This window comes from Acinetobacter sp. I-MWF, assembly GCF_025433935.1.
Taxonomy (GTDB): Bacteria; Pseudomonadota; Gammaproteobacteria; order Pseudomonadales; family Moraxellaceae; genus Acinetobacter; species Acinetobacter guillouiae.
Genome location: NZ_JAMBAR010000001.1, coordinates 3751645 through 3763650 on the forward strand (window position 1 = coordinate 3751645; position 12006 = coordinate 3763650).

A 12006-nucleotide genomic window follows, 5' to 3' on the forward strand; every position below is an offset into this window, starting at 1 on the left:
CAGCTCATTTTTAATTTAAGCTTTAGGTAAGGTTACCCCAACCTGACCTTGGTATTTACCACCACGATCTTTATAAGAGGTTTCACAAACTTCATCAGATTCAAAAAACAGCATTTGAGCAACACCTTCACCGGCATAAATACGCGCAGGTAAATTCGTCGTATTTGAAAACTCTAATGTCACATGACCTTCCCACTCAGGTTCAAGTGGCGTTACATTTACAATGATCCCGCAACGTGCATAAGTCGATTTACCTAGGCAGATCGTCAAAACATTACGTGGAATACGGAAATATTCAACAGTACGTGCTAACGCAAATGAGTTTGGAGGGATGATACAAACATCAGATTCAATGTCGATAAAACTACGTTCATCGAAATTTTTAGGGTCGACAATGGCAGAGTGAACATTGGTAAAGACTTTAAACTCACGTGCACAACGTACGTCATAACCATAGCTAGATACGCCATAAGAAATTAGCTTTTCACCATGTTCATCATAACGCACTTGGTTTTCTGCATACGGTTCAATCATACCGTGCTTTTCGCTCATTTCACGAATCCAACGATCAGACTTAATTGCCATTTATCTCTATCCCAAAACTGTGCTATTTACTGCGCTGTACTTTAACTGAAATTGCTTTTGAAAGGAATGTTTATGACGAAATAGAGCAGCCCAAGTCGTAAGTAAACGTACAAACTTAAGGTTAACTATAATCGATTGTTAAAGGCTTAAAAGTGCTGAATAGCTCAGTGGTACAGTAAAACTCACTAAAACTAAAGACGCAGTTCTTTGCATATTACGCTGATTGAGCCAAGTCACTTTATTACTGCAAATCACAGAACCAATAAATGTCCAAAAAAATGCAATCGGTACGATTAATAATAAAAACACCAACATATGTGAAGTATAAGCAGATGCATTTTGCCATACATGTGTTGGAAAAATTGCAGAAGCAAAAAGAAGTGCTTTTGGGTTTAAAAGGGTTGCAAAAAATAACTCACGCGCCCGAATTGTCGCATGATTAAAGTTTTCATCTCGATTTGCTGTACGCCATAATTTTAAAGCCAAGAATAAAATATAGCCTGCGCTAAATAATTTAAGAATAACAGGCACACTTGGAAACTGTTTAGACACAGATCCAATAATTAATCCCCAAATAGTAATGGAGATAAGATAGCCAAGCGCTTCCGCTGGAATTAATGCAAGAGATTTTCGAATTCCAACTTGAATTCCAGAAGATGCTAAAAGCGTATTGGTTGGTCCTGGTGTCAAAAGAATCGTCACCACCAAGCCAATAAAAAACCATGAAATCATTAAATGACCTCATCAATGGATTGATCGCAGATTAAATCTTTTAAATTGAATTGGCAAAAAATTAATTGTAAGAGAACTTATTGAAGAACATTACCCTAAATAAAAATATATTTTATTTTCAATGCTTTGAAAACTTAAAATCAGATAAAAACTGCAAAGTCACTGATCGAAGAAATGCTGTTTTTATGTCCAAAATCAAATTTTAAAATCAATAATAATACCTTTTAAATCAGTAAGTTTATTCCCCAAAAGCACACTGATTAGCGGTAAAATACCAAGTAGTTCCGTTAAAAGCCATCTTTGGCACGAATCAAGGGCTTTTTAAGTAAATTTTCAGTTTTATTGACTATTCTTTATCCATATTTCTCTCTTACTCATTAGGTTTTTTGTCAGAAAGGTTGTCGTTTTTATCTACATTGATGCACAATAGTTACCTTTCTTGCATTTTCTACTTTTATGGCAAAGCATTTTTTTCAGTCTTGGCTCCCTAGTCCAGAGCGAGTCAACAATTTGAAATTCATGAAGATTTTTGGCGATAAAGCCTTAAGTCCTCAGCTTTGGTATGTCAATCGAAAATCGATTTCTAAAGCAATGTTTATTGGTACCTTTTGGGGCATCCTGCCTATTCCATTCCACACCTTATTGATTATTTTTTCAGTATTATTCTTTGAGGCAAACCTACCGATTGGTCTAATTTTAGCTTGGATCATGAATCCCTTAACCATTGTGCCAATTTTGATTTTTGCCTTTTGGATTGGTTCCAAAATTTATCATGTGCATATGATTAATAAGGAAATGTTACTCGGTGTTTTCCATCAAATCATTCATTGGATCAAAAACTTTGGGCATGGGCATATCGATTTTAGTCTAGCCAAAATTCTTGCGACAGGTTTATTTATTGAAGCATTTGTATTTGCATCACTACTCTTTATTGCGACACGTATTTACTGGCGTTGGAGTGTGATTAAAAAGTGGAATAACCGTAAAAAACAGCCAAACATTCTTTAAACAAGCTCCAACTTATTCTGATAAAAAAATTTACTTCAAAGCTGCTTGTTTAGCTTTCATATATTCAACAACCACATCTAAAACATAATGCTGGCATGCTTCTCCAGTACCTGGATCATATGCACCGCCATTGGTAATATTGTTCGATAAAATACGAACACCAAGGAATGGTACTTTATATTGGCTGGCAATTTGTGCCACAGATGCCGCTTCCATTTCCTCGACAGAAGTGCCATAGTTTTTATGGAAAAAAGCAATTCGATCCAATTCATTGTTCCAAACATCTGCTGAACCAATAGTACCTTCAACTACACGGCCCTTGCTATAATTGGTTTTTGCACGCTGCGCCGCCAATAATAGATCTTTATCTGCTTCAAATTTACGAATCGCAATCGGTTCAGGATCAGACTCATCCGTAGGCAGCACATCAAAAGCTTCTGTCCATTCAAGAGAATTCGAACCCTCTCCAACTGCTTTTTTAGGTGTTCTAAATGCACCAATATTGGTGGTGTAACGACCTAAAACAATATCATAGACATTAAGATCTGGATCATGTCCACCTGATGTTCCTTGGTTAATAATCGCAATAGGTTTATAACGTTCAATCGCAATTGCTGTTGCAGCAGCAGAGTTGCTCATTCCCATTCTTGTTTTAGAGATAATCACCGGATAACCCTGATAGGTTCCTTTCCAAAACGTCCAACCACCGAACGTTTCGACTGTAGAGTTGCTTAGTTTTGAGGCCATTTGCTCAGATTCTACAGGTAATGCACCTTGAATGATGATGGGTTGCAATGATTTCTGTGTCGTTGAATTAGAATTGGTTTTATCTGAATCACTATCATTACATGCAGTCAATAACATCGAACTACAGATTCCTAAAGCACATAAGATTTTTTTTAATAGCATGGTCTACTCAATGGTTTAAATTAGAAATTATACCTAAGCAATGAATATACCAGTTGATCAATTTTCTATATTTTATACAGATAGTTAAGAGAAGGCGATTTAAATTTTATTTTTGAATTAAGAATAACTTTAATTAACTTAACATCGTTTGTACCATACCCTTCATATTTAGCATTAATTATTTGATTTTTGAGGATACTGAAAATGGGCAGTGCATATAAAATCTTATTATCGAGTAAGTTTAAATATTTCATTGATTCATTCTCAACCATCCTCTCCTTAATTCAATGGTTAAAATAAAGAGAGGACGCTTGAGAGATCAATTCTTAGAAAATTCTATGCGGATCTTTTTCGGCTTTAGGTAAAGCTTGTGCAATTTTTTCAGCAATAGCCATATAGTTTTCTGCAGCAACATCTCCTGCAATCACAGATGGTTTACCTGCATCAGCGTTTTCACGAATTTGAACATTTAGAGGCAATCGACCCAGCAACGGAATATTATATTGCTCAGACAATTGATCTCCGCCACCTGTACCAAAAATTTGTTCTTCATGACCACAGTTTGAGCAAATATGTGTCGACATATTTTCCACCACCCCCATAACTGGAATATGTACTTTATTAAACAGTTCGATCCCTTTCACAGCATCCATCAAGGCTACATTCTGTGGTGTTGTCACAATCACAGCACCAGTTACAGGAATACGCTGGGCAAGGGTTAATTGAATATCCCCAGTACCAGGTGGCATATCGATGACTAGAACATCTAAATCAGGCCATAGCGCTTGATTAAACAGTTGCATCAATGCACCTGTGGCTTTTGCACCACGCCAAGCAACTGGTGTATTTTCTTTTCCAATCAAATGACCGATCGAAAGTACCGCCATACCATAAGCTTCTAATGGTACAAAATTTTCACCTTCTATTTTAGGTGTTTGCCCAGCATTCCCCAGCATTGTCGGGATACTTGGGCCATAGATATCAGCATCCAAAACCCCGACTTTTAAGCCTAATTTGTGCAAAGCCAATGCGATATTTACTGTGGTGGTTGATTTACCGACCCCACCTTTACCCGATGATATGAGGATCACATTTTGAATTCGAGGGTGTTTCGGAATATCTCGTTGTTGTGGTGCTGCTTTTTGAATTGGTGGATTATTAGGATCTTCTTGTGTCTTTGCCATTTTAGCAGAAGCATCGACAACTGGAGGAAGATTAGGATGTTGCTCTTTGGGCTTTGAAGCACAACTATGCCCTGCTTTTCCATGCTGATCACTGCCACAACTCGAATCATGTTGAATTTTTTGTTGAATCACATGCAAATTCAACTCTTGAATACCGCACTTCTCCAATGCATCTGCGAGATCATCATGAATTTTTTGTAAATGATCTGCCTCTTCAGGATAAGTATTAATTGTTAGTTGTAATACTCGGCCTACAACATTCACTTGAGTAATACGATCTTTTAAGACATTTGAATTTGGCAAAATATAGTTTTGCAAAACAGATTGGACTTCTTCCTCTTTCACCTCCTGCGCAGGAGAAAAAACTGATTTAAGCGAAGAAAGCCACGACATAGATTTGCTCCAAATTTGCAAATACAATAAATACTGAGAACAGATAGTTTAACTGTAAAATGACCTGAGGTTAAGCAAACTTCTATTCAGCTTTTTGAATGTTGTTATTAATCCTACTGATTTAGTTGGTTTAGCATCCAAAATAATCCATTTAATCATTTTATCTCATTGTTCAAAATGAACTTTTAGTTTTTTGCGATTTAGTTTTCTAAGACAAAACGTCGTCTTAATAATTCCCATACAAATACTGGATAAAAAAATAGCTATAGTCACATTGGGTCAATAACAACTTTGTGTAATTTTTGACAATAATAAGGTAGCTCTATGAAGTCTCTATTATTTTTAGTTTTTTCTTTAATCATTTCGAGTTCAGCTTTTGCTGGAACATCTACAACTGCGGTGCGTACATCTTCAGGACAATTGGTTTCTGTAGGTGATAGTTTGACGGAAATGTCGACACGGATTGGCCAATCTCCAATTTCAATGAACACTTATGAACGTAAAGAAGGTAAAACGACGGTTACCGTATCCAACTATATCTATGAGATTGAGAATGTAACTTATACTTTTACGGTAGTGAATAATCAGATTCGTGAAATTGAGTGGATTCGTAAAGAACCTTAAGTAAACAGTATCACTGAACAGCGTGGCGCTGTTCAGTGATTATTCAAATTACTTTTCATCATCTTTTTTGTGCTTCAAATCATTTACAGCTTGCTCACCTTTAAGCAGTGTTTCTTTTGCTTTATGTTTGAGGTCATCTGCAACCTTTTCAGCACCTAATTTTGCTTCTTTGGCTTTTAACTTTACATCATCAATTACTTCAGAAGCTTTGTTTTTTAAATCGTCTAAATTTGTCATGATTTTCTTCCTATTTAATTAAGTCTCAGCCTAGTTATAACAACTGAAACTCCATAAAATGTAAAAAGATGCATTTCTTTAACAATTCATACACAGTTTGTAGCGATGTGTTTTTTTGTTTCAAAATGAATAAAATAGCCTATTCTGATTGATTGAAATCATTGAATTAAAACAAACACTGAGTCTTATCGAATGCAACACTTAATGAAAGAAAAAATTATCCGAGTCTGTAATGATAAAATTGCTAAAAAGGGAGATGATGTCGGTTTATCTTTTTATGCATTCTTTGCCAATAAAAATGATGACCCAGAAACCTTAATGCAAGTGGCAGAATGGTGGATTAAAACCCATCAGCTTGATCATTTTGAAAAGGCAATCAAAATTAAGAAAATGATTGAAGATGAATGCTAAATATTCATTTTTTAAATAATTCATCATAATGCTGCATATGGGTAAAAATTCCGTCTTGTCTTCTATGTTGATCAATTTGCGGGACTAAATCCTGAAAATGAGAGGATTGGACATGGGCATCTAAAGCAGCTCGATCCACCCATTCCTCAATAAATACAAAATGCCCTGTATTGCGTAAATCATGATATAAATCATAGGCTATACAGCCCGCTTCTCGTTTAGTTTGCTCAACTAATTGTTGATATAAAGGTAAAACTAAATCAATTTTATCCACTTGGATAAAGTCTTCGGCAATCAGTTTAAGCATAGGTAATTTCTTATTGATATCGAAGTTCGAACATAACATGAAACGCAAATTTAAACCCAATGATGTACTTGTTTTCTAAACATATTCTGCGCATTAAATTTTCTGCATAAAATGAAGTAAACTGCATTTCCGAGAACTAGACCGATACAAAACGGGAGCAATAACAGTAAATAAACGAAGATTAAGTAACTCAATGCCTCGATAAAACTAGATAGAGCACCATCTAAACATAAAACTAAGAATAAAAAACTTAACATCATGATAAAGATCAAAGTTATAGATTTTATAATCTGTGTTGTTTCGATGATTTTTTGAGGTACTTTAAATACTTTAAAAATAACTGTGTAGCTAAAAAAACCGACCAGCAGTAAAAATGGAGTTAAATACAATACGACTTCCATGCCTCGGCTTGAAGTTCGTTCAGAAGCTGAAATAAATAAATCGCCCTGATAAAAATATAGAAAAAGACAAAATGGTACAACTAAACTGAGAACAGCCGCTAAACTTGCAAATGCTGAAACAACAAATACATACCAAGACCGCATGATTTTCTCCTTCTTCGATCTTGGTGTTAGTTTCTAAAATTAAAATGTAGCGTGTTTGATTAAGATGTGAAGTTTAGGTGAAGAATCATCAAGATTCGGACTTTATGATCGGACATTTCCCATAAAACTGACTGCCGCAAATAGCCAAATAAACAATACGAAACTACGCCCCTGATTAAAATGATTCAAATCCGTACCATGTAGAATGTTATGCCGTGTCATACTCACCGTTGAACTACTATCCATCTTATAAGCAGCCAACTCTAAAAAATAATGATTCAATTCATTGGCAATTTTAGCTTTATGCCACAAACTTTTAATTTCATGACCTTTTAACCCAGGAACGATTTTATAGACATCAATAAACTTGGTGTCCTGTTGTTTTAAATAACCATTTTGAACTAAAACAGCTGTTAACAAACCTTCCAATTGGGCATAAAGCAATGGAATACATCCCGCATACAACTCTAATTGATAGAGTTTAAAGCTTTGTTCTAACACAGCTTGGTATTGTGACTTCTGCTCACCCAGCGCTAATTGATCAAAAGCTTTAAACATCTCAGACTGAAAAAACGCACTGTTGATCACATCTAAAAGATTAAACTGAGCAATATCCTCAGTTTCATGTATCAATTGCCAAAAATGCAATAGATTGAGAGCGTCATTGGCAATTTTAGCCCCCACAGGCTGATCCAATTGATTGGCTAAAACTTCAAAATAAGGCTCTTCTTGAGCAAACCCATTGAGTGTTTCAATAAGATACTGATGTTCATCTTCAGAAATATCTGCAAAATAGCGTTCAGCTTGTTTCAGAATATTTTTTTCAATCAGATTTTTACTATTTTGATTTTGTGGAATACGGGTTACAGGCTGGTCATCATCAAAATATTCATCATCAATCATAGATTTATTGCTCTTGGGAAATACACGAATACACCATTCTATAATAATGAATTGGCAGATATAAGAATATGCATAAAAATCTACATTTGAAAAGAATTCACCTATTCTGTTGTGCATCTTCATAGCAATTACGCTAAAATCAATGCCCTTGCATTAACTTTGAGAAAGAGAGTTATATCCGTGCGAAATATTTTAGTCACTAACGCCCTTCCATACGCAAATGGTCCTATTCATATGGGTCACCTACTCGGCTACATCCAAGCAGATATTTGGGTTCGTGCCATGCGTGCAATGGGTCATGAAGTGACTTATGTCTGCGCGGATGATGCACACGGTACAGCAATCATGCTCCGTGCAGAAGCAAATGGGATTAGCCCAGAAGCACAAATTGCCAATGTGCAAAAAGAGCATATCCGTGATTTTGATGGCTTTGGCGTACATTTCGATCACTATGATTCAACCAATAGCGATGAAAATAAAGCACGCTCAGAAGAAATCTATATTAAAAACCGTGAGGCAGGCAATATTGCGATCCGTCCTGTTACTCAGTTGTTTGATCCTGAAAAAAGCATGTTCTTGTCAGACCGTTTCATTAAAGGGACTTGTCCAAAATGTAAAGCGGAAGATCAGTATGGCGACTCATGCGAAGTTTGCGGTACGACCTATAATGCGACAGAGCTATTAAATCCACGCTCAACATTAAGTGGTGCGACACCTGTTGAAAAATCATCAGATCATTATTTCTTTAAACTCCCAAACTTTGCCGAATACTTGCAAAAATGGACGCGTGATGAAGGTCGTTTACCTGTTTCGATCGCCAATAAGTTAGATGAATGGTTTGAAAATGGTTTAAACGATTGGGATATCTCTCGTGATGCACCTTATTTCGGCTTTGAAATTCCAGATGCACCAAATAAATATTTCTATGTTTGGGTTGATGCCCCGATTGGCTATATGTCAAGTTTTGAAAATTACATCAAAACGAAACGCCCAGAATTAAGCTTTGACGACTACTGGAAAAAAGATTCTAAAAATGAGGTCTATCACTTCATTGGTAAAGACATTGTATATTTCCATGCGTTGTTCTGGCCTGCGATGTTAGAAGGTGCAAATTACCGCACCCCTACAGGTCTATTCGTAAATGGTTTCTTGACTGTAAATGGTCAAAAAATGTCAAAATCGCGCGGCACATTTATTAAAGCTGAAACCTATTTACAGCACTTAAATCCTGAGTATTTACGTTATTACTTTGCTTCTAAACTCTCTGATAAAGTTGAAGATTCTGATTTGAATCTTGATGACTTTGTACAAAAAGTAAATTCAGATTTAGTAGGTAAAGTTGTGAATATTGCCAGTCGTTGTGCAAAATTCATTAACAGCAATTTTAACAATAGCTTGTCTGCAACATGTGCTGAACCTGAGCTGGTTCAAAGTTTCATTGATGCGGGTGATTCAATTGCTCAATCTTATGAAGCACGTGAGTTTTCAACCGCTATACGTGAAATCATGGCACTTGCTGATCGTGCAAATCAGTATATTGATGAGAAAAAACCATGGGCTTTGGCAAAACAAGAAGGTCAGGAACAACAAGTTCATGATGTCTGCTCTGTTGGCATCAACCTATTCCGTCAATTGGCTGTTTACTTGGCACCGGTACTGCCAACTTTGGCAACACAGGTTCAAGACTTCTTAAAACTTGAAAGTTTTGATTTTGCTTCAGGAAAAACGGTTTTAGTTGCGCATGAAATTGCTCAATTCCAGCCATTGATGCAACGTGTTGATCCAAAAGCAGTTGCTGCAATGGTTGATGCATCAAAAGAATCTTTAGCTGCTGCAACACCAGCGAAAGCAGAAAAGAAAACTGAAAAAGCCAAAGAGAAAAAGCCTGAATCCAAAGTAGGGGAAGCAGAAATCATTACGATCGATGACTTTATTAAAGTCGACTTGCGTGTTGCTGAAGTCTTAGAAGCAGCAACAGTAGAAGGTTCTGATAAGCTGCTTCAATTGACTCTAAATGTTGGCGAAGCTGAACCACGTAATGTATTCAGTGGGATCCGTGAGTTCTACAAACCTGAAGACTTAACTGGCAAATTGGTGGTTATGGTTGCAAACCTTGCGCCGCGTAAAATGCGTTTTGGTATTTCAAATGGTATGGTGCTTGCTGCTGGGAATGGTGATGGTGTTTGGGTGATTTCACCTGAATCTGGTGCGAAACCAGGTGATAAAGTTTCTTAATTATTGATTATCTCATCCTAGACGATCATAAATCACTAAAAGGCTTCTTCGGAAGTCTTTTTTTATGCTAATGTTTTACTACATTCACATTATAAAAATGAAAAAAAGGGGCTCGCCTCAATATGGATATGTCAAAAAATAACCAAGGAAAAATATCTGCATTTATCCTTTGTGGTCCACTCATTGGTACATTTATTATCACGATCACATTTCACAGCGGATTATTTTTTTATGATCCAATGCGGTTTTTAAAAGGACTCATTACACCATCTATTATATTTCCAATGATCGCTGCATTCATCTTGATTACTCCAATTGGTTATCTCCTAGGATGCATTCCAGCCATCATTACCAATCTCTTATTTAAGCACTTTTTTGCAAGTAAATTAGCGTTAGCCTCTTGGCGTTATAGTTTAATCTATGGGTGTCTTTTAGGCTCTATGCTAGCCCCTTTTATTCTTATCATTGCTATAGTCGCGCCTTCCCCTTTATTGACTTTTCTTTATCTCCAGTTTGTCCTTATACTACCAACAACGCTGATTTGTACTTTTATTGAGTGGAAAAGAGCCAGAAATCGTCAGGATATCAATGAATGACCTCACATAGCTGATTCGATCATTGTGTATATTAATAAAAAATTCACTTACAAAAGTAGATTTTTTTTCATATATAAAAAGCGCCGTGATGAACCAATCCATGTTAAAAAATAATTCGTTAAATTAATTCTGATCAACTCCAATGAAAAAAACTGCCCTATCATTATCTGTACTTTTATTCGGCTTATTCCCTCTAATATCACAAGCAGAAGTCACCAAAACATTACCGATCATTGAACAACAAGCGCAAGTAGCAGGGTTTTACCAACATCAGTTGGGCAATACACAAATTACCGCCTTGCTAGATGGCACCAACTTTATGTCTCCCACACTATTTAAAGATATCTCACAAGATAAGGTTCAAGAAATTTTAAAGAAATATCATGCAGATCAAGCCAAAGGTGTGCAAACATCGGTGAATGCATTTTTAGTTAACACAGGTAAATCACTAGTTTTGGTGGATAGCGGTACTGCAGATTGTTTCGGTGCGCATCTAGGCTCTGTATTAAAAAATCTCAAAGCTTCAGGTCATCAACCTGAACAAGTCAACACGATTTTACTGACACATTTACATCCTGATCATTCCTGTGGTGTCAGTAAAAATGGCATAGCAAACTACCCAAATGCCACCATCTATGTCTCTGAAGATGAAGCAAATTATTGGCTAAATCCAAAACAAGCTGAAAAAATAGCACAAGATAAACGAGCCAATTACTTAGCAACTGTAGAAAAAATCAAAGCTGCCCTTGCACCCTATCAAGCTAAAAAACAGTTTAAAACATTTAAACTGGCTGACAACATCAGCGGATTTGAAGTGATCAGTACTGCTGGTCATACCCCAGGGCATTTTAGTTACAAACTAAAAACAACGGGTGAAGATATTGTTTTTATTGGGGATATTGTCCACTCTCATACAGTACAATTCGATAAACCAGAAACAGCAATAGAATATGATATTGACCCGAAAACAGCTGTTCAAACCCGATTAAAGCAGTTTGCTGATTATGCAAAACATGGGCAAACCATCGCAGCACCTCATTTACCATTCCCAGGCATTGGACATATTTACTCAGCAGATGGGAAAAGCTATCAATGGATTCCTGTTCACTTTAAAGATTAATGATTTTATTGTTTAGGTGGAATCTTTTTAATGATTTTTAAAAGCTCCTGCTAAGGCTAGAGCTTTTTAATATTCCATTTTATACTTCGTTCTTCCAGATATTCCAATAGCGCACATAAAAAAACACCCCGCTCTCGCTAGAGATCGGGGTGTTTTAGATTTAAAAGCTGGCGATGACTTACTCTCACATGGGTAACCCCACACTACCATCAGCGCT

At 36.3% G+C, this 12006-nt stretch carries 14 protein-coding genes; 6 read left to right on the forward strand and 8 right to left on the reverse strand.

Translation table 11 applies throughout. The annotated features are described in order from the left end of the window. Positions 1 to 15: 15 nt before the first annotated feature. Entirely contained in the window at positions 16 to 585 is a 570-nt protein-coding gene (gene dcd / locus M2R48_RS17180) for a dCTP deaminase (RefSeq protein ID WP_004723815.1), read from the reverse strand. A gap of 138 nt (positions 586 to 723) precedes the next feature. Next, positions 724 to 1317, reverse strand: coding sequence for a LysE family translocator (locus tag M2R48_RS17185; RefSeq protein ID WP_004723817.1), 594 nt, complete (start codon positions 1315 to 1317; stop codon positions 724 to 726). A 456-nt stretch (positions 1318 to 1773) separates the two neighbouring features. Here M2R48_RS17185 and M2R48_RS17190 point away from each other — a divergent pair, with 456 nt between their 5' ends. Beyond that, entirely contained in the window at positions 1774 to 2325 is a 552-nt protein-coding gene (locus M2R48_RS17190) for a DUF2062 domain-containing protein (RefSeq protein WP_262086860.1), read from the forward strand. Positions 2326 to 2355: 30 nt separating this feature from the next. Here the strand turns inward: M2R48_RS17190 and M2R48_RS17195 are convergent, their stop codons facing one another. Beyond that, entirely contained in the window at positions 2356 to 3234 is an 879-nt protein-coding gene (locus M2R48_RS17195) for a 5'-methylthioadenosine/S-adenosylhomocysteine nucleosidase (protein WP_262086861.1), read from the reverse strand. 326 nt (positions 3235 to 3560) lie between these two features. Further along, entirely contained in the window at positions 3561 to 4811 is a 1251-nt protein-coding gene (gene apbC / locus M2R48_RS17200; protein WP_262086862.1) for an iron-sulfur cluster carrier protein ApbC, read from the reverse strand. A gap of 324 nt (positions 4812 to 5135) precedes the next feature. On the opposite strand from apbC, the gene M2R48_RS17205 reads away from it, so the two are divergent. Beyond that, positions 5136 to 5435, forward strand: coding sequence for a hypothetical protein (locus M2R48_RS17205; RefSeq protein WP_034615993.1), 300 nt, complete (start codon positions 5136 to 5138; stop codon positions 5433 to 5435). Positions 5436 to 5483: 48 nt separating this feature from the next. Here M2R48_RS17205 and M2R48_RS17210 read toward each other — a convergent pair whose 3' ends face one another. Next, positions 5484 to 5672 carry a hypothetical protein gene (locus M2R48_RS17210; protein ID WP_004723829.1) on the reverse strand — a complete coding sequence of 63 codons (189 nt, stop codon included), beginning with the start codon at positions 5670 to 5672 and terminating at the stop codon, positions 5484 to 5486. Between the two features lie 192 nt (positions 5673 to 5864). Here M2R48_RS17210 and M2R48_RS17215 point away from each other — a divergent pair, with 192 nt between their 5' ends. Continuing rightward, positions 5865 to 6083, forward strand: a complete 219-nt coding sequence (locus tag M2R48_RS17215) for a DUF6500 family protein (RefSeq protein WP_004723831.1) — start codon at positions 5865 to 5867, stop codon at positions 6081 to 6083. 4 nt (positions 6084 to 6087) lie between these two features. Here M2R48_RS17215 and M2R48_RS17220 read toward each other — a convergent pair whose 3' ends face one another. From M2R48_RS17220 to M2R48_RS17230, 3 genes are all read right to left on the reverse strand, one after another. Further along, on the reverse strand, positions 6088 to 6390 hold the full coding sequence (locus tag M2R48_RS17220) for a putative quinol monooxygenase (protein ID WP_056515254.1): 303 nt from the start codon (positions 6388 to 6390) through the stop codon (positions 6088 to 6090). A 50-nt stretch (positions 6391 to 6440) separates the two neighbouring features. Then, entirely contained in the window at positions 6441 to 6935 is a 495-nt protein-coding gene (locus M2R48_RS17225) for a hypothetical protein (RefSeq protein ID WP_262086866.1), read from the reverse strand. A gap of 102 nt (positions 6936 to 7037) precedes the next feature. Then, a complete protein-coding gene (locus tag M2R48_RS17230; protein ID WP_262086868.1) occupies positions 7038 to 7838 on the reverse strand; it encodes a hypothetical protein in 801 nt (266 codons plus the stop codon). A 180-nt stretch (positions 7839 to 8018) separates the two neighbouring features. On the opposite strand from M2R48_RS17230, the gene metG reads away from it, so the two are divergent. The 3 genes from metG (at position 8019) to M2R48_RS17245 (ending at position 11789) form a co-directional block, all read left to right on the forward strand. After that, complete coding sequence (gene metG / locus M2R48_RS17235; RefSeq protein ID WP_262086874.1) at positions 8019 to 10073, forward strand: methionine--tRNA ligase; 2055 nt, start codon at positions 8019 to 8021, stop codon at positions 10071 to 10073. Between the two features lie 122 nt (positions 10074 to 10195). Beyond that, positions 10196 to 10669 carry a hypothetical protein gene (locus M2R48_RS17240; protein ID WP_262086875.1) on the forward strand — a complete coding sequence of 158 codons (474 nt, stop codon included), beginning with the start codon at positions 10196 to 10198 and terminating at the stop codon, positions 10667 to 10669. Between the two features lie 142 nt (positions 10670 to 10811). Further along, entirely contained in the window at positions 10812 to 11789 is a 978-nt protein-coding gene (locus M2R48_RS17245) for an MBL fold metallo-hydrolase (protein WP_262086876.1), read from the forward strand. The last annotated feature ends 217 nt before the right edge of the window (positions 11790 to 12006 follow it).

Bases quoted from the DNA above. Each gene is read 5' to 3' on its own strand.
- M2R48_RS17215 (WP_004723831.1), top strand. From the start codon at position 5,865: ATGCAACACTTAATGAAAGAAAAAATTATCCGAGTCTGTAATGATAAA.
- M2R48_RS17240 (WP_262086875.1), top strand. From the start codon at position 10,196: ATGGATATGTCAAAAAATAACCAAGGAAAAATATCTGCATTTATCCTT.
- M2R48_RS17230 (WP_262086868.1), bottom strand. From the start codon at position 7,838: ATGATTGATGATGAATATTTTGATGATGACCAGCCTGTAACCCGTATT.
- M2R48_RS17185 (WP_004723817.1), bottom strand. From the start codon at position 1,317: ATGATTTCATGGTTTTTTATTGGCTTGGTGGTGACGATTCTTTTGACA.
- M2R48_RS17210 (WP_004723829.1), bottom strand. From the start codon at position 5,672: ATGACAAATTTAGACGATTTAAAAAACAAAGCTTCTGAAGTAATTGAT.
- M2R48_RS17195 (WP_262086861.1), bottom strand. From the start codon at position 3,234: ATGCTATTAAAAAAAATCTTATGTGCTTTAGGAATCTGTAGTTCGATG.
- dcd (WP_004723815.1), bottom strand. From the start codon at position 585: ATGGCAATTAAGTCTGATCGTTGGATTCGTGAAATGAGCGAAAAGCAC.
- apbC (WP_262086862.1), bottom strand. From the start codon at position 4,811: ATGTCGTGGCTTTCTTCGCTTAAATCAGTTTTTTCTCCTGCGCAGGAG.
- M2R48_RS17220 (WP_056515254.1), bottom strand. From the start codon at position 6,390: ATGCTTAAACTGATTGCCGAAGACTTTATCCAAGTGGATAAAATTGAT.
- M2R48_RS17225 (WP_262086866.1), bottom strand. From the start codon at position 6,935: ATGCGGTCTTGGTATGTATTTGTTGTTTCAGCATTTGCAAGTTTAGCG.
- M2R48_RS17190 (WP_262086860.1), top strand. From the start codon at position 1,774: ATGGCAAAGCATTTTTTTCAGTCTTGGCTCCCTAGTCCAGAGCGAGTC.
- M2R48_RS17205 (WP_034615993.1), top strand. From the start codon at position 5,136: ATGAAGTCTCTATTATTTTTAGTTTTTTCTTTAATCATTTCGAGTTCA.
- M2R48_RS17245 (WP_262086876.1), top strand. From the start codon at position 10,812: ATGAAAAAAACTGCCCTATCATTATCTGTACTTTTATTCGGCTTATTC.